At 24.7% G+C, this 19,787-nt stretch carries 16 protein-coding genes and 3 tRNA genes; 8 read left to right on the top strand and 11 right to left on the bottom strand.

The genetic code is table 11. From position 1 onward, the window contains the following. Positions 1-55: 55 nt before the first annotated feature. The gene (locus ACNSOS_RS03510) at positions 56-247 is read right to left on the bottom strand and encodes a hypothetical protein (protein ID WP_418185956.1); all 192 of its coding nucleotides are present in this window, start codon (positions 245-247) and stop codon (positions 56-58) included. A gap of 168 nt (positions 248-415) precedes the next feature. Between ACNSOS_RS03510 and ACNSOS_RS03505 the strand changes: the two genes are divergently transcribed. The 6 genes from ACNSOS_RS03505 (at position 416) to ACNSOS_RS03480 (ending at position 8,054) form a co-directional block, all read left to right on the top strand. Then, a complete protein-coding gene (locus tag ACNSOS_RS03505) occupies positions 416-1,156 on the top strand; it encodes a tetratricopeptide repeat protein (RefSeq protein ID WP_418185955.1) in 741 nt (246 codons plus the stop codon). Positions 1,157-1,279: 123 nt separating this feature from the next. Then, entirely contained in the window at positions 1,280-3,190 is a 1,911-nt protein-coding gene (gene htpG / locus ACNSOS_RS03500) for a molecular chaperone HtpG (RefSeq protein ID WP_418185954.1), read from the top strand. A gap of 108 nt (positions 3,191-3,298) precedes the next feature. After that, a complete protein-coding gene (locus ACNSOS_RS03495) occupies positions 3,299-3,880 on the top strand; it encodes a hypothetical protein (RefSeq protein WP_418185953.1) in 582 nt (193 codons plus the stop codon). A gap of 85 nt (positions 3,881-3,965) precedes the next feature. Continuing rightward, positions 3,966-4,523: a DedA family protein gene (locus ACNSOS_RS03490; protein ID WP_113894420.1), complete on the top strand. Its 558-nt coding sequence runs from the start codon at positions 3,966-3,968 to the stop codon at positions 4,521-4,523. Then, on the top strand, positions 4,513-5,877 hold the full coding sequence (gene dbpA, locus ACNSOS_RS03485; protein ID WP_418185952.1) for an ATP-dependent RNA helicase DbpA: 1,365 nt from the start codon (positions 4,513-4,515) through the stop codon (positions 5,875-5,877). The genes ACNSOS_RS03490 and dbpA overlap by 11 nt, the downstream gene beginning before the upstream one ends. A gap of 50 nt (positions 5,878-5,927) precedes the next feature. Next, a complete protein-coding gene (locus ACNSOS_RS03480) occupies positions 5,928-8,054 on the top strand; it encodes a diguanylate cyclase domain-containing protein (protein ID WP_418185951.1) in 2,127 nt (708 codons plus the stop codon). Between the two features lie 4 nt (positions 8,055-8,058). Here the strand turns inward: ACNSOS_RS03480 and ACNSOS_RS03475 are convergent, their stop codons facing one another. Both ACNSOS_RS03475 and pdxH read right to left on the bottom strand, forming a co-directional pair. After that, complete coding sequence (locus tag ACNSOS_RS03475) at positions 8,059-8,409, bottom strand: hypothetical protein (protein ID WP_113894423.1); 351 nt, start codon at positions 8,407-8,409, stop codon at positions 8,059-8,061. A gap of 82 nt (positions 8,410-8,491) precedes the next feature. Then, entirely contained in the window at positions 8,492-9,130 is a 639-nt protein-coding gene (gene pdxH / locus ACNSOS_RS03470) for a pyridoxamine 5'-phosphate oxidase (RefSeq protein WP_418185950.1), read from the bottom strand. Between the two features lie 96 nt (positions 9,131-9,226). Here pdxH and ACNSOS_RS03465 point away from each other — a divergent pair, with 96 nt between their 5' ends. Further along, positions 9,227-10,924 carry an EAL domain-containing protein gene (locus ACNSOS_RS03465; RefSeq protein WP_418185949.1) on the top strand — a complete coding sequence of 566 codons (1,698 nt, stop codon included), beginning with the start codon at positions 9,227-9,229 and terminating at the stop codon, positions 10,922-10,924. Positions 10,925-10,929: 5 nt separating this feature from the next. Here the strand turns inward: ACNSOS_RS03465 and ACNSOS_RS03460 are convergent, their stop codons facing one another. The 3 genes from ACNSOS_RS03460 to ACNSOS_RS03450 all read right to left on the bottom strand — a co-directional run bounded on the left by ACNSOS_RS03460 (position 10,930) and on the right by ACNSOS_RS03450 (position 14,577). After that, a complete protein-coding gene (locus tag ACNSOS_RS03460; protein WP_418185948.1) occupies positions 10,930-12,444 on the bottom strand; it encodes a hypothetical protein in 1,515 nt (504 codons plus the stop codon). 179 nt (positions 12,445-12,623) lie between these two features. Beyond that, positions 12,624-14,000 (bottom strand): PhoH family protein, encoded by a 1,377-nt coding sequence (locus ACNSOS_RS03455; RefSeq protein ID WP_418185947.1) that lies wholly within the window; start codon positions 13,998-14,000, stop codon positions 12,624-12,626. Between the two features lie 67 nt (positions 14,001-14,067). Then, the gene (locus ACNSOS_RS03450; RefSeq protein WP_113894428.1) at positions 14,068-14,577 is read right to left on the bottom strand and encodes an NADPH-dependent FMN reductase; all 510 of its coding nucleotides are present in this window, start codon (positions 14,575-14,577) and stop codon (positions 14,068-14,070) included. A gap of 116 nt (positions 14,578-14,693) precedes the next feature. Between ACNSOS_RS03450 and ACNSOS_RS03445 the strand changes: the two genes are divergently transcribed. Then, positions 14,694-16,571: a cache domain-containing protein gene (locus ACNSOS_RS03445; protein WP_418185946.1), complete on the top strand. Its 1,878-nt coding sequence runs from the start codon at positions 14,694-14,696 to the stop codon at positions 16,569-16,571. Positions 16,572-16,577: 6 nt separating this feature from the next. Here ACNSOS_RS03445 and ACNSOS_RS03440 read toward each other — a convergent pair. The 5 genes from ACNSOS_RS03440 to ACNSOS_RS03420 all read right to left on the bottom strand — a co-directional run bounded on the left by ACNSOS_RS03440 (position 16,578) and on the right by ACNSOS_RS03420 (position 19,785). Then, positions 16,578-16,653: transfer RNA gene (locus ACNSOS_RS03440), tRNA-Phe, on the bottom strand. A 15-nt stretch (positions 16,654-16,668) separates the two neighbouring features. Continuing rightward, positions 16,669-16,753, bottom strand: a tRNA-Tyr gene (locus ACNSOS_RS03435). A gap of 25 nt (positions 16,754-16,778) precedes the next feature. After that, a tRNA-Gln gene (locus tag ACNSOS_RS03430) sits at positions 16,779-16,853 on the bottom strand. A gap of 73 nt (positions 16,854-16,926) precedes the next feature. Further along, on the bottom strand, positions 16,927-17,673 hold the full coding sequence (locus tag ACNSOS_RS03425) for a hypothetical protein (protein ID WP_418185945.1): 747 nt from the start codon (positions 17,671-17,673) through the stop codon (positions 16,927-16,929). A 9-nt stretch (positions 17,674-17,682) separates the two neighbouring features. Continuing rightward, positions 17,683-19,785, bottom strand: a complete 2,103-nt coding sequence (locus ACNSOS_RS03420; RefSeq protein ID WP_418185944.1) for a hypothetical protein — start codon at positions 19,783-19,785, stop codon at positions 17,683-17,685. Between the last annotated feature and the right edge of the window lie 2 nt (positions 19,786-19,787).

Raw genomic sequence — 19,787 nt, 5'->3', positions numbered from 1 at the left:
CCACTATTTTTTATAATTTAAGATAATAACCAAAAATTATTAAAATATATAAAAATTATGATTTTTTAGTTTCAAACTCTTTTTTTAGTTCTTTTATCTCTTCCAAGCTTTTTTCTGATTTTTCGATAATCTCTTCTATCATAAGCCCAAGCATAATAGTTTTATAAAGATTTGGTTTTTTTTTCTTCCAGTTATATAAAGTTGTTCTATCTATATCTAAATATCCTGCAATATCCCTTTGAGTCATAATTCACCTACTTTTTGGATTTAGATTACAAATAGCTTCTTTATAAAACAACAGTTGATATATTCAACATAATATAGTTATTAAGTTGTTAATTTAAACATTGAATTTGTATAATGTTGAATTATTAAACATAAACTACATAATATGTAGAATTAAAAAGGAAAAAACATGTTAAAAAAATCACTTATTTTGATGATATTTATATCATTAAATTTATTTGCTTGGGATAGTGCAACTTACTATTTTGATGAGGGAGCAAGAGATTATAAAAATGCAAATTATACTCAAGCTATAAAAAATTATGAAAAGTCAGCAAAACTTGGAAATAAAAAAGCTATGTATAACTTAGGACTTATTTATTCTGGTGGGATTGGTGTAGATAAAGATGATAAAAAAGCTTTTTATTGGTATGAACAAGCTTCAAATAAAGGTGATTTGAATGCTACTTATAATCTTGCAGTTATGTATGATGATGGTTTAGGAGTAGAAAAAGACACTAAAAAAGCCATTGAACTTTACACAAAATCAGCCTCTTTAGGAAATACAAATGCTATGTATAACTTAGCAAATAAATATTATATTGGAACTGATATAGAAAAAAATATAGATGAAGCCATAAAGTGGTATGAAAAATCAGCCTCTCTAGGTATTCACGAAGCTATGCATAATTTGGGAATGATTTATATAAGTGATGAAAAAAAAGATTATAAAAAAGCTATCGAGTATTTTGAAAAAGCTTCATCTTTGGGTGATTATAAATCTATGAATGCACTTGGAATTATGTATTATAATGGTGAAGGTGTACAAAAAGATATGAAAAAAGCAAAATATTATATAGAAAAATCAAAAAATAGTGGAAGCCCTGAAGCTTCAAAATATTATGAAAAATATGAACTGTGGAAGTATTGATTTTGTGATGAATTAGCACTCAATATATAAAAGTGCTAAATTTTTTTAAAACTTTAGCCAAGTTTAATAAAGTTATCACTAAAATTCCTTTTTAAAATTCAAATTATATAGGAGAAATATAATATGGCAAAACATCAATTTCAAACAGAAGTAGGGCAATTACTACATTTAATGACTCACTCTTTATACTCAAATAAAGAGATTTTTGTAAGAGAACTTGTATCAAATGCAAGTGATGCAATAGATAAATTAAACTATTTAAGACTAACAGATGAAAAATTAAAAGATAGCTTTGCTTCTTGGAAAGGAGAGATAAATATCTCTTTTGATGAGAAAGATAAATCACTTACTATTATTGATAATGGTATTGGTATGAACGAAGAGGATATGATAAACTCTATTGGTACGATTGCAAAATCTGGAACAAAATCTTTTGTAGAAGCATTAACAGGTGATGCAAAAAAAGATTCAAATCTAATCGGACAGTTTGGAGTAGGGTTTTATTCAGTATTTATGGTTGCAGATAAAGTGGATGTTATTTCTAAAAAAGCAGGAGAAGAAGTAGCTTACAAATGGAGTTCGAATGGTTCTGGAGAGTTTGATTTAGCTCCTTGCACAAAAGAGAGTGCTGGAACAGTAATCTATATAAAATTAAAAGATGAAGAAGCAGGAGAGTTTGCAAGTAAATATAGAATAAAAAATATCGTAGGAAAATATTCAAATCATATTGCTTATCCAATTTTCTTAAACTATGATGAAGAAGTAAGTGAAACTTTAAGCGAAGAAGATGAAAAATCTGGAAAAACTCCAGAGAAAAAAACTGAAAGAAAACACGAACAAATAAATGAAGCAACAGCACTTTGGACTCAGCCAAAAGCAAAATTAAAAGAAGAAGATTATAACAACTTTTATAAATCAATTTCTCAAGATAGTAGTGATCCAATGCTTACAATTCACACAAAAACAGAAGGGGTAAATGAGTACACAACACTATTTTATATCCCACAAGTTGCACCTATGGATATGTACAGAGCAGATTATCAAAGTGGAATTAAACTATATGTAAAAAGAGTATTTATCACTGATGACGATAAAGAGTTATTACCTACATATTTAAGATTTGTAAGAGGTATTATTGATAGTGAAGATTTACCTTTAAATGTAAGTAGAGAGATTTTACAAGAGAATAGAATTTTAGCAAATATCAAACAAAGTAGTGTTAAAAAGATTTTATCTGAAATCAAAAAACTTTCAAAAGATGAAGAGAAATACTCTAAATTTATAGAGCAATACAATCGTGCTTTAAAAGAAGGAGTTTATCAAGACTATACAAATAAAGAGGCTATTTTAGAGCTTTTAAGATACAAATCAACAAAAACAGAAGATAAAAAATTAACTTCACTTGAAGATTATAAAAATAGGGCAAATTCTGAACAAAAAGCTATTTACTACATTGTTGGAGAAAATGAAAAAGTTTTAAGAAATTCTCCACTACTTGAAAGCTACAATAAAAATGATATTGAAGTTTTAATACTTGATGATAAAGAGATAGATGAGATTATAACTCCTGCTATTGGGGCATTTAAAGAGTGGGAATTTAAAGATATCACAACTTGCGACGCTCCAAAAGTTGAAATAAATGAAGAAGAGAAAAAAGAAGTTGAAGAGAAGTTTAAAGATATAGTTTCAAAAATAAAAGAGAAACTAAATGATGATGTAAAAGATGTAAAAATCACAAATAGATTGTCTGAATCTGCTTCTTGTATTACAAAAGATAGTCAAGATGCTCAAATGGCTGCGATGGCACATATGTTTAGATCAATGGGACAAGAAGTTCCAGAAATCAAACCAATATTAGAGATAAATCCAAATCATGAAATTGTACAAAAACTAAAAGATACAAAAGATGAAGGTTTAATTGAAGATATATCTTGGATTTTACTAGATTTAGCAAAAATTAGTGAAGGTTTTGAGATAAGTGATAGAGTTGCATTTGCAAAAAGACTTACAAAAATAACTGCTAAAGCACTATAATTTTAAAACAAATTTAACTGCTAATTTATAGAAATTAGCAGTTTTATTAACTACTTGCGAAAATAGGGTTTTTTAGATAGAGTTATATAAAAATTTGGGGAGATTTTTATGTTTGAAGCTCTATTTAGATTTTTAAAATATATTTTTAAAACCGTTACCAAACTTTCAATCCCATATTTTAGTCTTGAAGAAAATGATTTAAAATTCAAAATCTCAACTGATAATTTTTATAATTTTACACTCTACAATATAGAAATTAAAACTAGACACGATTCTTATGTATATGAAGCATATACTTTAAAAGCAAATGATATTTTTTTGGAGTATATCCATACTTACAATGATGCTGTTTGGAATGTTCAAGCTTTTTCTTGTTTTTTAGATTTATTAAAAGATAATTTAAAAATAAATAGTTTTGAAAATTTGGAGAAAAAAGTACATACTCACTATGAGTTTAATATTTATAGAGTAAACAAAAGTTACAATTTACATATTATATATATTTATGAGATGCATAAAGAGATTTTTATAGTTGATACAAAAGGTGATTTGTATGAAAATCTTTTAAAAAATTTTGAGAAATCTTATAATTATGAATTTCCTAAAAATGAAAATATAATATTGGATATAAATATAAGTTTAGCAAAAAACAATGCGATAAATAATTATTTTAGATTGGCTTCAAACTAGCAATATAAAACTACTTTATGCACAAATAAATATAGATTTAGATAAAATGTTTACTTTTATGTAAATAATAATTTTAGGAAATTTAATGGAACAGTTTATTCAAGATTGGGGTTATATAGCTCTGTTTTTGTACTCTTTTGGTGGTGGATTTTTGGCTCTTGCTATTGCTGGAGCATTTTCTTATGCTGGAGATTTGAACATATATATTTGCGTTGCAGTAGCAGGAGTTTCAAATTTTATTGGTAGCCAGTTTTTATTTTATATGGGAAAATACAATAAAGCTTATGTAGAAGATATGATGAAAAACCATACTAAAAAAATAGCATTGGTTAAAGTATTACTAAAAAAATATGGAATTTTTATAGTATTTATTCAAAAATATATTTATGGTGTTAAAACTTTAATACCACTTGTTATGGGAGTTTCAGAGTATAATCCTTATAAATTTATGATTTTAAATATAATGGCTTCTATTCTTTGGGCTTGTGTTATTGGATATATTAGTTTTGTTGCTGGTGAGTTTTTGATGAGTTTAGCAGATAAATTCCAATATATGGGATTAATCATCGTTTTTGTGATTATATTTTTCCTTATTTCAAACTTTAATAAAAAACGAAAAAAGGCAAAAAATAGTGAAGTTTAAAGAACTAAAATTAAAAAAAGAGTTTATAGAAAATCTTAATTCTTTAGGATATGAAAACTTAACACCTATCCAGGAACTTAGTTTAGAAAAGAGTTTATCTGGAAGTGACATCATAGCACAAGCAAAAACTGGTTCTGGAAAAACGGTTGCATTTTGTATTCCTATGGTTGAAAAATTAGAAGTTAAAAGGTTTACTATACAATCTCTTATTTTAGCTCCTACAAGAGAATTAGCAAATCAAATAGCAAATGAACTTAGAAAATTATTTAGACATATTCATAATGTAAAGGTTTTGACTTTATGTGGAGGAGTTCCCTTTAAACCTCAAGTTGCTTCACTTCAACACAATGCTCATATAATAGTTGGTACAACAGGAAGAGTTCTAAAACATATAAAAGAAAAAAATCTAAATTTAGAAAATATAAACTATTTTATTTTAGATGAAGCCGATAAGATGCTAGATATGGGATTTTATGATGATATAGAACAAATAGTAGAAGTATTACCACAAAATAGACAAACTTTACTTTTTAGTGCAACTTATGAAAAAAATATTGAAATTTTAGCTTCAAAAATTATGAAAAATCCAACTTTTGTAAAAATAGAAAATGAAAAAAAAGAGTTTATAAAACAGACTTTTTATAATATTGAAAATAGAGATAAAATTGAATATATCTCAAAAATAATCTCTTCAAATAAAGCAAGTTCAACAATAATATTTTGTAATATGCGACAAACTTGCGAAACTTTAGCTGATGATTTGTATGATTTAGGGTTTGATGTTTTAACTTTACATTCTGACTTAGATCAAAAACAAAGAGATGAAACTATAGTATTATTTTCAAATAAATCTTATCCTATTTTAATAGCAAGTGATGTTGCAGCAAGAGGTTTGGATATAGATGATATAGATTTAGTTATAAATTATGATTTAGCTTTAAATGAAAAAATACATACTCATAGGATTGGTAGAACTGCAAGAGCTGGAAAAGGTGGATGTGCAGTAACTTTTTATACAAAAAATGAAGATGATAAACTTGATATTTTTAAAAGTACATTTAGTGATATAAATTTTGAAGATGTACAAAATATACAAGATAATAATGATTTTAAAATAGATAGTGATTTTAGAACAATATATATAAATAGTGGGAAAAAACATAAATTAAGAAAAGCTGATATTTTAGGAAGCTTAACTGCTGGAATAGGGCTTGATAAAGATGATATAGGTAAAATTGATATTTTAGATTTTTGTTCATATGTTGCAATAAAAAAAGAAAAGGTTAAATTTACCTTAAATGAGTTGCAAAAAACTAAAATAAAAGGTAAAATTCATAATATTTTTGAAAAATAATTATAAGATTATGATATTATACATATATTTTAAACAAAGGGGAATTTGCATTGTTTAAAAATAAACTCTTTACAAAAATCGTTTTGATTTTTACGATACCGATTTTAGGGATCTTATTCTTTAGTTCTACAATGGTTTATGAAAAAATTAAACTTACTCAAGAATTTGAAAATAATAGTTTTAGATTTGATTATTTAAAAAGTGCTGAAAGATTGATGATATCTTTGGAAAAAGAAAAAATGTTATCACTAAATTACTTAAATTCAAAAGACTTGTATAAAAATTTAAAAGAACAACAAGATATAACAAAAGAGTATTTTGATAAATTAAAAATTGCTTTAAATAATTTTCCATGGAAACTTGAATGGAAAGAACATATTGAAGATTTAGATAATAACTTCACTAAATTAGAAGAATTAAGAGATAGAATAGTTAATTTAGTTGTATCAAGTGAAGATATCTCAAATAAATTTAATTTGGTAAATAAAAGAATCATAAAAACTTTGGTTCTTCTAAGGTTTAAGGATTCTACAAACTCTTATTCACAAAATATTTTAAGATTAGATGATTATTTTAACTCAAATGCAAATAATATAGAAAAATTATCATCTTTGGCGGAACTTACTGTTATATCTATTCAAAAAGAGTTGTCTCATCATGAACAAAATATAAATCTTGAAAAAAATATTAGTTATATATTCTTGTTTTTTTGTTTTTTTACACTAATTCCATTATTTTTCATATTGAGAAATATTATTTTTAATGAACAAGATTCAGCTTTAAAAATTGAAAAACACAAAAATATATATGAATTATTAAATCAAGCAAATAAATTTTTAACAAAGACATTTAAAAAAGATGAATTATATATAGAAATTTGTGAACTTTTAAAAGACAATAAAGATTTGACATTTTGCTTTATATATGATTGTGTAAATAAACAAGTTATTGCACAAGATGGAGAATTAAAAGAGATAATCATAAAGAATAAAGATTCTTCATCAGAAAATCTTATTTCTAAAACTATAAAACGAGAACAAAATATAGTTATAAATAATTTTAAAGATGAAAATGTATCTATATGTTATGATAAAGCAAAAGAGTTTAATATCAATTCAATGGCTACTTTTCCTATTAAAAAATTCAATGAAGTTGTAGGAGTATTATTACTTTATTCTAAAGAAGTTAATTTCTTTGATCAAGAAGCAGAGATACTGTTTGATAAATTGGTTTTTGGTATTGCAAATTGTTTAGAAAAAATTGATTATGAAGATATCAGATTACAACAAGAAAATGAGCTAAAACTATCATCTTTTGCATTTGATTCTTTTGCTCCAATGATTATTACAGATAATAAAAATACAATAGTAAAAGTAAATAAGGCATTTTGTCAAATTATGGGTTATTCAAAAGAGGAACTTTTAGGGCAAAATCCAAGAATGTTTAAAACAGCACACCAAGATAGAAAATTTATTGAAAGTTTGTGGGATGATCTAAAAATAAATGGTAGTTGGAGTGGAGATGTTTATAACAAAAAAGCAAATGGGGATATTATTGCTTTAAGAAGTATAATAACAGTTATAAAAAATGAAGAAGAGAAAATTACGAATTATCTTGGTCAATATATGGATATTAGTGAGCAAAAAGATAAAGAGAAAATTTTAGAATATCAAGCAACTCACGATAATCTTACAGGATTACCAAATAGGCTTCTTTTATTGGATAGAATAGAACATGCTATTACAAAAACTGTAAGGCATAAAATTTTTGGTGGATTAATATTTATTGATTTGGATAATTTCAAAGCTGTAAATGATACCTTGGGACATGATATGGGAGATGTGCTTCTTATAACGGTTGCAAAGAAGATAAAAGAGTGTTTAAGAGATGAAGATACAGTTTCAAGAATAGGAGGAGATGAGTTTATAGTTTTATTGGATAACATAGGAAATAATAGTGATGATGCTAGAAGAAATATAAGTTATTTAGCTGAAAAAATAAAAAATACATTAAATAATATAACACACATAAATGGACATAAAAATATATCAACTCCTAGTATTGGTGTGACATTATTTAGTGATTCTAGCGTTAGTGTTCAAGATATTATAAAACAAGCTGATACTGCTATGTATAGTGCTAAAAAACAAGGTAAAAATGCAATAGAGTTTTTTTAAAACTTTATTGCACTTCTTCATCCCATAAAATAGATACTCCATAATCTTTGTCTAGCATAGCATATTTAAAATATTCACCTTTTATTTTTTTACTATAAAGTCGAATTGCTACTTTTCCATTATCTAGTAAGCTTTTCATCTCATATTTTGAGAATCCTTTTTTATTCCACTTTAAAAAAACATTTGAATATACTCTAAAGTTGCAAGTAGAATCATTTGTATATACAAATTGAAAGCTATCATCATGTTCTTTTTTTGAGTTTTCACAAGTGTATAAAACAACTTTTTGATTTTGTGCAATTGTATTTATGGCTATAACATCTCCATCACAATTTGGACATTTCCCTAAAATCATTCTAATCCTTTTTATATTTTAAGGATTTTACTAAATTTTTTTAAAAGTAGCAAAAAATATTACAAAGTGTAATATTTTATGGTTAAGGAGCTAATCTTGAAATTTTCCAGCTATTATTTTCTTGAAGTTCATATAAAAATCTATCATGAAGCCTATCTTCTCCACCTTGCCAAAACTCTATTTTTATAGGTTTTATAATATATCCTCCCCAAAAAGATGGAAATGGTACCTCTTTATTTAAGAATTTTCTTTTTATTTCATCAAATTTTTGTTCTAATAGTGCTCTTGAACTTATAACTTGGCTTTGCGTTGATACCCAAGCTCCAAGTTGGCTACCTTTAGGACGAGATAAAAAATATTTTAAAGACTCAGTTTTTGAAATCTTTTCTATTGAACCTTCAATTTTTACTTGTCTTTCTAATTGCAACCAAGTAAAAAGAGCAGCTGCTTTAGGATTTTCTTCTATTTGTTTGGCTTTTTTACTTTCATAATTTGTGAAAAAAACAAATCCTTTTTCATCAAAAACTTTTAGTAAAACTGTTCTTATACTTGGCATCATATCATTTCCAACTGTTGCAAGAGAAAAGGCATTTGGTTCTAAAAGTTTTTCTTCTATTGCATCATTAAACCAAATTTCAAATTGTTTAAGAGCATTTTGATGTAAATCTTTTATATCTATATTTTTTGTTGTGTATTTTGCTCTAAAAGTAGATAAATCCAAAAATGTCCTTTAAAATTTATTATTTTTTTTAAAATTATAGTATAATAGTTCTTCAATTTTATAAATAACTATAATTATAAAGCTTTAGGAAAAAATTTGTTTACTATCTTAGAATATTTATTATTTTTATTGTTACTTATAGTGACTATTTTATTGATAGCTAAAATAAGAAATATTAAAAAATTACAAAAAAAATTAAAAGAACTTAGTGTAAGAGCGAATATTTTAAGACAATACAATAAAGCTACAAAAACATCAAATATCATTTCAAATGCTGATTTAAAAGGGAATATTACTTATGTAAATAATAAGTTTTGTGAAGTTTCTCAATATTCAAGAAGAGAGATATTAGGAAGACCACACAATATTTTAAGAGCTGAAGAAGATGATGAAGTATTTCAAGATTTATGGAAAACTATTAAAAGTGGTAATGTTTGGAGAGGAAATCTAAAAAATAGAAAGAAAGATGGAACTTTTTATCATATAAATACGATTATCTCACCAATTTATGATGAAAATGGTCAAATTTTTGAGTATGTAGCAATACGACATGAAATAACAGATTTAGTAGAAAAAACTGCAGAATTAAATAAGATTTTAAGAGAAGATTATCTTACAAAAATAGGAAGTAGATATAAACTTATAGAAGATATCGCAAAAAAAGAGAATCCAGTAATTGCTTTGATTGATATAAATAATTTTAGTGAAATAAATGATTTCTTTGGTTATAAAATAGGTGATAATATATTAAGACTTATTGCTAAAACAATTGAAGATCTATTTATAAATAAAAAAAATTATGAAGTTTATAGATTGACAGCTGATATTTTTGCAATTTTATCAGTTAATGTTGATCAAAATGAATTCATAAAAGAAGTAAGTAAAGCAACAAAAAAGCTAACAGAAAAACCTTTTAGTGCAAGAGGAAGAGAGATATATTTGCAACTAAATCAGAGCTTTTCATTCGAGTCAAAAGACACACTTTTAGAAACAGCAAATGTTATAAGAAAATATTCAAAAAGAAATAAAAATAATATAATATATAATAAAGATTTTGATATAGAAAAAGATTATGAAAAAAATATATTCTGGACTCAAAAAATTAAAAAAGCTCTTGAAAAAGATGGAATTTTTCCATATTTCCAAGCAATTTATAATATTCAAACACAGAGAATAGAAAAATATGAAGCTTTGATGAGATTAAATGATGGTGGAAAAGTTGTACCACCTTTTTTCTTTTTAGATATTTCTAAAAAATCTGGGCAATATTTACAACTTACAAAACAGATGGTTAAGAAAACTTTTGAATATTTTAAAAATAATGAGTATGAATTCTCTATAAATCTTACTTTTCAAGATATATCAAATGAGATTATCTCTTCATATATTTTAAATACGATTAAAGTTTATGGTTTTGGTTCAAGAGTCGTAATTGAAATTGTTGAGAGTGAAGAGATAAAAAATTTCTCAATAGTAAATAATTTTATTGAAGAGATTAGAAGTCTTGGCTGTAAAATTGCGATAGATGATTTTGGAAGTGGATATTCTAATTTTGAGTATTTAATAAAATTAAATGCGGATTACATAAAAATAGATGGTTCTTTGATTAAGGATATTTTAGTAAATAACGGTAATGAAAATATCGTTAAAATGATTATAAAATTTGCAAAGGATCAAGGAATTAAGACTATTGCTGAATTTGTATCAAGTAAAGAGATATTTGATAAAGTTAAAGAGTTGGGTGTTGATTATGTACAAGGCTATTATATAAAAGAGCCAGAAGCAAGCATCTAACAATATTATTCATTTAAAACTTTTTCTTCAAATATTTTAAATAAAATAGTTTTTAAATCAATTTTTAATTCATCTGATAAAATGATATTATTTGAATATATGTAAAATGGAACTGTATTTCTCATAGAGTATTTTAATCTTTTTCTTAAAGTTGAAACTTCATCAATATCTATAAGTTCATCTCCATCATATAAATAAAAATCTTTTTCAATACCAAGATTAAAAGATACTATTTGATAAGCAAAAAACAGATTTTCTTTTTCATATTTTTTGATAATATTATCTAATTCATTTTGAAGTTTATTTAATCTATTTTTAGTTATATATCCAAAACTTTCTCTAAATTTATATCTCTCCACCGTTGAAAAATCCAAAACTTTATAAAACTCATTTAAATTTTTCCAAGGACTTTTAAATCTTTTTTTACCAAACAAAACTTCTTCAAAACAAAATAGATATTTTTTATCTTCTTGGCTTAAATAATCTTTATTTTTTATATCAAAATATTTATTTTTAAATAAAGATATCAACCAATTTTCATCCAACATAGATATGGTATCGAGTTCTTTTTGTTTATTTGTGTTTTCAAAATTCCAAAGCATAGATATTGAATTTGATAGTTTATCATCTTCATATTTATCTTCAAAATATTTTGAAGATAAATATTGAACTACATTTTCAAGCAAAGAGTCCGTTTTTGCAATACCATGATTAAAAATTACTTTTTTATAAAGATTAAATCTCATTTCAAGCATATGTTCAATATCTATTAAACTCATATCAAAAAAACTTAAATGAAATTTGTTATTTTGTTCTACCAAAACAGCTTGTTTTGTAATTCTTAAATGATCATTTGGTCCAGTTATATAACCACTTGCTAACATATCACGATTTATATAATCTAGTCTATCGGCATCCACTGTACTATCTATAAATTTATGCAAGATGCCAAAATCAAAGTTTTCTTCATTTTTTTCTTCTAATATTTTTAAAGCCAATGTTTTTATAAGTTTTAGATATTCTCTATCTTGAGTTTTAAATATTAATTCATTTAATTCATAATCAAATAGAAGTTTCAAAAACTTCTCACCTATTGCTTCGTGTAAAACATCCTTACAGTTTTTTGTTATTTTTTCATAATTATCTTTGAATATTAACTCTTTTTTTAAAAGTATTTCTTTATTTTCTTCTTTTGCTTTTATTTTTTCATAAATTTTTTTTAAAGCATACTCAACTTGATGTGAAAAAGGTAAATGTCCAACATCATGAAGTAGTGCAACTATTCTTATAGTTTGTAATAAAATTGTATAAGTTGTTCTTTGAAAATTTGATTTTGTAGGAATTGTAAATTGATATAAAGCTTTATTGTCAAAGTATTCCAATTTTTCTATATTGATTTGTATTTTTTCATCTTTTATAATTTTTTGAATAGCTTTTTTTGATGTAGCTAGAAAATTATTTTTTGTTTTTTTATCTGCATTTAATAAGGCATTTTTAAACATAAATGAGATTAAATGCATAGTTCCTAAACTATGAATAAATCTTTTTGTTGTAATTGATGGATATGAAAAATATGCTAAAGCATTTTGCGTTATGAATTGAAGTCTATTTACAATCTTTGTTTGAAGTAATTTATCTTCAAGCTTTGTATATTCAATATGATTGTAAATAGTGTCATTTATTAATCTATTTTGTATTGTTAATCCTTTCTTTTTTCAAAAATTCTTTCAGTAAACTGTGCAAACTTACCTCTTACTGCTTTATCTAGTTCTATTGCAAACATTTTTATTTCACTATGTGCATAAGAAGTTTGTTTTAAAAGCGTTGTTAGACCATTATTATATTTGTTTAGATATAGATTATCTATTTGTCTATTTGAACCAATAACTATTGCCATACAACTTTCATCAAGTCTTGATAAAATTAGTTGAGTTGTTTTTTCACTACTATTTTGCCACTCATCCATAATAACAATAGCACCACTTAAAGTTCTTCCTCGTGCTTCTCCTGGCCAAAGAGTTTCTATAATATATTTTGATTTTAGTTCATCAATTTTTGAATTAATTGATTCTTGGTTTTCTCTATTTTCACTCTTTTTTAGATGTTTTTTAGCAATAAATTCTAAAGTATCATATAATGCCATATTATAAATTCTAAATTTCTCTTCATTTCCTGATAAAAATCCAACTTCGGCACCTTTATCAAGAGATTCTATTGAGTTTCTTACATAAACTATTTTGTCATATAAACCCAAATCAATTAATCTCATAGAGCAAACAATAGACATCAAAGTTTTTCCACTTCCAGCCTTTGCATCAATTACAAGTAACTCATACATATTTGATAAAATAGCTTTTGAAAATAGTTTTTGTTTAATATTTACTGGTTTTATAGTTAATGCTTTAAAATCACTATCTTTTAAAATATCAACTTTTTGATTTGTAATTATTGCATATTCACTATTTCCATCATTACTTTCAAATGAATATGAAAAATTTTCTATTTGGTACTCTTCATCAATTAAAAGAATATTTTTATTATCTAAACTATTAAATAGTGATGAATCTAACTCTATATTTTTTAAGAAATTAAAATTTGGAACAGTTGATTTGTCATCATGTAAAGTTTCAGTTTTAATACCTTTAAATAGTGCAAAAGTTCTAGCATATACATCTAAAGATAAAAAGATAGTTTGATATCCTTTAAAATACTCTTGTGAGATAGTTGCAACTTCAATAATTCTTTTATCATTTGATTCTGAAATGTGAAATTGCTCTATTTGTGTATCATAACTATCTTTTGCAATGATATTCAAATTTAATTCATCATTAAAAAGTTTTACGACTTTAAAACCAACTTTATAATCAACTTCTTTTATTTTCATATTTGCCAATAATCTTGCAAACTCTCTTGAATAATATCCTAATTCATTATCTAGCTTCTTTTTATCTTCTAATTCAAGTAGGACTGTTTCAGGGATAACAATATGATTGGATTTATTGTCAGATATTTTATAGAGGTTTTGAAGGTTTTGTAAAATGATATTTGTATCTAAAACATATACTTTTTCTTTCATAAGTGAATTCTATCATAATTTGATAACAATTCAATTACAATATTTATGAGCTTAAGAGATGATTCTCTTAAGCGTTTGAAAGTTTTACTAAGTTCTCTAATATAGATTTTGCTGAGTCCTCATTAAGACCTTTTTCATAGTTTGTTAATATTTCTCTAGCTAATATATTTGCTCCTAAGTGTTGAAACATAATTCTCATAGCTTGAAGTCCTTTTTGACCTCCTCCTCCACTGTGAGTTGCAAGAGCTAAAACTTTATCATTGAAAGCGTCACGCCAATTTTTTGTTGCTCTTGAAGTCCAAGCCATAGCATTATTTAAAACTGGAGGCATAACTCCATTGTACTCTGGAGCAATTATAATAAATGCTTTTAAATCCATTATCTTTGTAGCTAAATCTAAAACAGATTCAGGTATTCCGTTTGTCTCTTCTTCAACTGTACTGTAAAGTGGTAAGTTATAAGTTACTAAATTTATTATTTCTGTTTCATAATGTAACTTTGTTGCAATATCTTGTATTTGAACTGCCAACTTTTGGTTATTATTTGAACTAGCTACTATTATTCCTATTTTTGACATTGTTATCCTTAATTAATATTATAAACGGCGATTATAACAAAATATTACTTGTAAAATTATAGATTATATTTAAAAAAAAATTGATATAATCTTATCTTAAATTTTAAGGTGAAAATATGGATAACTCTGGAGAACATAGGTTATTACGGTTAATTAAATTTGCTCCAACATTTTTAGTTTTATTTATCTCTTTTATTATAGTGATATTTATATACTTCGATAGTAAAAAAACTTATGAAGAGGAAAAGAAGGCTATTGAAACCAAGTTCCTTAGTGATAGTAAAGATAACATTCAAGCAGAAGTTATTAGAGTTTATACTTATATTAGATATCTACAAGCAAATACAGAAGAATATTTAAAAAAATCAATAAAAGATAGAGTTTATGAAGCTCATGAAATAGCAACAAATATTTATGAAACATATAAATATACAAAGAGTAAAGATGAGATTTTTGAGTTAATCAAAGTTGCTCTTGATAAAGTTAGATTTAATGATGGAAGAGGATATTTTTATATAGATGATGAATTTGGAAATAAACGTTTATTACCTATAGATAAAGAAAATGAAGATAAAAACTATTTTGAACACCTAGATGAAAAAGGTTATTCTTTTGTAAAAACTATGGTTGAAACAATAAAAAATAAAACTGAAAGATATGATGAATATTATTGGCAAAATCCAAATACAAAAAAAGCAGCTAAAAAAATTGCATTTTATAAATATCTGGAACCATTTAATGTAGTAATAGGTACAGGTGAATATATAGAGGATTTTGAAAAAGTCGTTCAGCAACAGGCATTAGAATATATAAGTATGATTAGGTTTAAAGATACTGGATATCTATTTGTAATGGAAAATAATGGGAAGTTATTATCACATATTAATAAAGATTTGATAGGTAAACACTATGAAGAAAATGTAATTTTAAAAGATGAAAATAATAATACAATAGATATTGTAGAGTTTGCAAAGAATAATGAAGGTTTTTATTCTTATTTACAAAAGAATGAAGATAATATAACTAGAAAAAAAATTAGTTATATAAAAAGTGTATATAATTGGAATTGGACTATTGGGGCTGGATTTTATGAAGATGAAATAATAAATAGTATAGAAAAATTACAAGAGAAAAATGATGAGAAATACAGCTCTTATATAAAAAATATAACTTTAATATTTGCTATTTTAATTTTTGGTTTATTATTAATATCTAAATATATTTCAAAATATCTTGAAAAAATATTAAAAGATTATAAAAAAGAACTTGAACAAAATCAATCTATGTTATACCAAAAAACTAAGATGGAAAGTATGGGTGAAATGATAGGAAACATTACTCATCAATGGCGACAACCTTTATCCATCATAACAACTTCTGCAAGTGCTATGAAGATACAAAAAGAGATGAATATTTTAAATGATGAAATATTTTTAGAATATATTGCAAAAATTAACTCTTCAGCAAATCACCTATCACAAACAATTGATGATTTTAAAGATTTTTTTAAACCAAATAGAGAAAAAAGTAAGTTTTTTATACAAGATAGCTTTAATAAAGCTCTTAATTTGATATCATCACAATTTAATAAACAAAATATAAACATTATTCAAGATATAGATGATATAAATATCTTCTCTTATGAGAATCAATTGATTCAAGTCTTTATAAATATATTAAATAATTCAAGAGATGAACTTATTAAAAAAGATTATGATAGATATATATTTATAGATGTAAAAAAAATCAATCAAGATATCGTAATATCTATAAAAGATAATGCTGGTGGTATATCAACTGAGTATATAAATAGGATTTTTGAAGCATATTTTAGTACAAAATCAAAAAGTGATGGTACAGGAATAGGTTTGTATATGACAAAAGATATTATTGAAAAGCAATTAAATGGTAGTATCAAGGCTGAAAATATTAATTTTAAATATGAAAACAAAGATTTTACTGGAGCTGATTTTATCATAACTTTAAAAGCATAAATAAGATGGTGGTTCGAGACAGAATCGAACTGTCGACACAAGGATTTTCAATCCTTTGCTCTACCGACTGAGCTATCGAACCACGCAAAATTAAAAGTGGTGGTGAGAGAAGGATTTGAACCTTCGAAGCCGTAGGCGGCGGATTTACAGTCCGCAGGATTTGACCACTCTCCAACCTCACCATAAAAAATAAAAAACCCAAAAAATTGGATGGGGTAGAAGGATTCGAACCTTCGAGTGACGGTACCAAAAACCGTTGCCTTACCGCTTGGCGATACCCCAATAATTTAAATGGACGGAATTATATACTTTATAAAATTAAAATTAGCTAAAAATAAATGGCTTTTTATGAAAATTATTCATAAAAAGCTGGAACAGGTGGAAACTCATCAAAAGATTTTTTAATAGCAAATGAAATAGAGTTTTTATTTTTTATATTTTGAATAGGATTTGAAAATTGTAAGTATTTTACACTTTCATCTATTGTTTTCTCTTTTTTATATACAAAGGCTACTTTTTTGCCTAATTTTATGCTATTTTCATAAATTGTTTTTGCATATTCTACTATATTTGGAAACTCTTTTACATTTAATTTATCTCCCCAACAAAAATATACAAATTTTCCTAAAGGGATAAAATTTTGTGCATCAAGATACATAATATCTCTATCAAACTCTGTATTTTGTGATGAGTTGTATTTTTCTAAATCTTCATTAAATTTTGATAATAAATTTGAAGCATCAATATGAGCTTCTATTAGGTTAAATAGGTTTTTTATTTCTACTATTTTACCTTTACAATGCTCATTCATAGCTTGTTTAAAAACTGTGATATAGTTTTCACATTTTAGTTCTATTAATTTATCAAAATCTTCAAAATTTTGTTTTAACAATTCTTTGTTTGAGTCAAATCCAATAGGAGTAACAACAGGATTGTATATAAAAACTGTTCCTATGATATTTTTCTTTCTATCTTTTGTTGTTTTTATCATATCTTTTAACTCTTTAGAAGATATTTCTTGACCTTCTTCATTAAAATACATATAACTTTGAGTTAAAAACACCTCTTCATATTTAGTTTGAATCTCTCCAAAATATTGCATACTTCTCCTTTATTTTTTTGAATTTATATAAATTCTAAAATCACCACAAGATTTTAAAATCTCTTTATAATAGTTTGTGTCTGAAAAATCATTTTTTAAGATATCAAAATATTTTGCTCCATTTTTTTGTAAAAATGTTTCATATATTGTTCCGTAATTATATTTTGATTCATTGTAATATTTCCATCTATCTTTATCCTGAGTTAAATCAGCAAGTGCAAGATATACCTTTGAAATCATATAAGTTATTTTTGCTTGAAACTCTTTGTCTTTTGAATTTTCTAGTGCAATGTTATAGTGAATTATTGCTAAATTTAATTTCTCTTCTTGCATTTTGGGAGTATGAATATCATAAGTACTTCTATAAAGTGTTGTAATTCTATCTGAATTTCCAAAATAACTTAGGTTATACAAAGCATTTGCATATAAAAAGTTATCTATAACACTATTTGGATTTTTTTCTAACTCTTTTTTAATAACAATGATTTTTTCCAAAAACTCTTTTATACTTAATTGCTGTGTTTTACCACTTCTATTATTTCCACGAATAAGACCATTAAAAGGGTTAAACTCTATTTTTGTATCTAAAATAGATAGCTTTGTATCTAAAGCTTCTTGAAATAAAAGATTATTTATAAGTAAATAAACCTTTGTAGTATCAAAAGAAGAACTACCATTTTTTATCTGTTCTTTAAATCTATTTTGAAGAAATTGTTTTAATTTTGAAGTTTGTGGTTTTTCTAAAAACTCTTCATAAGTTCTAAATGTTTTCAAATCTATTTCATAAAGAGTCGAATAAAGTGCATTTCTTACTAAAAACTCATCAAAATCTAAACCTTGCTTTTTATATAGATTTTGTAAGTTTTCTAAAGTATATTCGTATATTGAGTTTGAAGAGTGATTTTCATATATTAGTAAATCTATTTTTGAGATTATTTCATTTTCTATTTTTTCATCAATTTTTGTTAAAGAGTTAAGATATAGAATATAAGAAGCGGTTTTTATTTCGTGTGAATTTGGATAAGTTTTTGTTAGTCTATTCATAACTTCTTGTGCTTTAGAAAAATCTTTAATATAAATATTAAAATAAACCAAACTCAAATCAACTAAATATTTGTCATCTTTTTGTAAATTTTGTAAAAACTCAATATATTTTTTATAAAAACTATTTTCAACTTCTTTTTGTTGTTCATCTTGGAAATATTCATATTCAATGTTATTAAAATAAGTTTGTGATTTTAAAAGTTCTCTAAACAATAAAAAATCAAGCCACTTTGAGTTTTTATCAATCTTTTGAATATTTTGCATCTCTTCAATAATGTTACTTGAATCATCCAATGCTCTAAGTGCATACATTTTAGTTTTTTCATCACTATTTTTTGCTAAATTTAAAAGTTCATCAAACTCTTCTTGAGTCTTGATATGGAAAAAATTATATAAAGATAAATGTTTATTTATAGATTCATCAAAAAGTTTTGAGAACTCATAAACTCCTTGTACTTTCTTGCCACTTTTTACTAAAGCACCAGCATAAATTCCTTGTACCCACTGTTTCACAATAGAATTTTTTGTTTCATCTAAAAGGTATTTATATTTTTCATATATTTTTAAAGGTTCTTGATTGTTAAAATGAGCTAGTCTAAATCCCAAATAAAAATATCTAAGTTTTAAATAAGTAGATTCTACTTTTTCTATATGACTTAAAGCAATCTTAGTTAAATCTCCACAGTTTTCTGGTCTAGGATTATAATAGTTAGAAATTGCACATTTTTCTTGAAGTTCTACAAATTTTATATATTCTAAAAACTCTTTATCTCTTAAATTATTTAAATTTTCTCTTTTATATAAAAATTTTTCAATATCTTCGAAAGAATATCTATTGTTTAACTCTTTTTCTAACTCTTCTATATTTGTTTTTTTATTTTCTATTTCATATTTATATATTACTTCATTATAAATTCCAGGACTATTTAAATCTTCTGATATTTGTAAAAAAATATTATCTCTTTTTTCTAAAAACAGGTGTTGTACACTTGAAGGGTCCCAATAATCAGCACAAGAAAATAGCGATATTTTCAGAAAAAGTATCGAAAAAAGAAATCTTTTTATCATTT

The sequence above is a fragment of the Aliarcobacter vitoriensis genome (assembly GCF_048320235.1).
Classification (GTDB): domain Bacteria; phylum Campylobacterota; class Campylobacteria; order Campylobacterales; family Arcobacteraceae; genus Aliarcobacter; species Aliarcobacter vitoriensis.
Note: the sequence above shows the minus strand (reverse complement) of the source record. Positions and strands in the feature narration are given on the sequence as shown.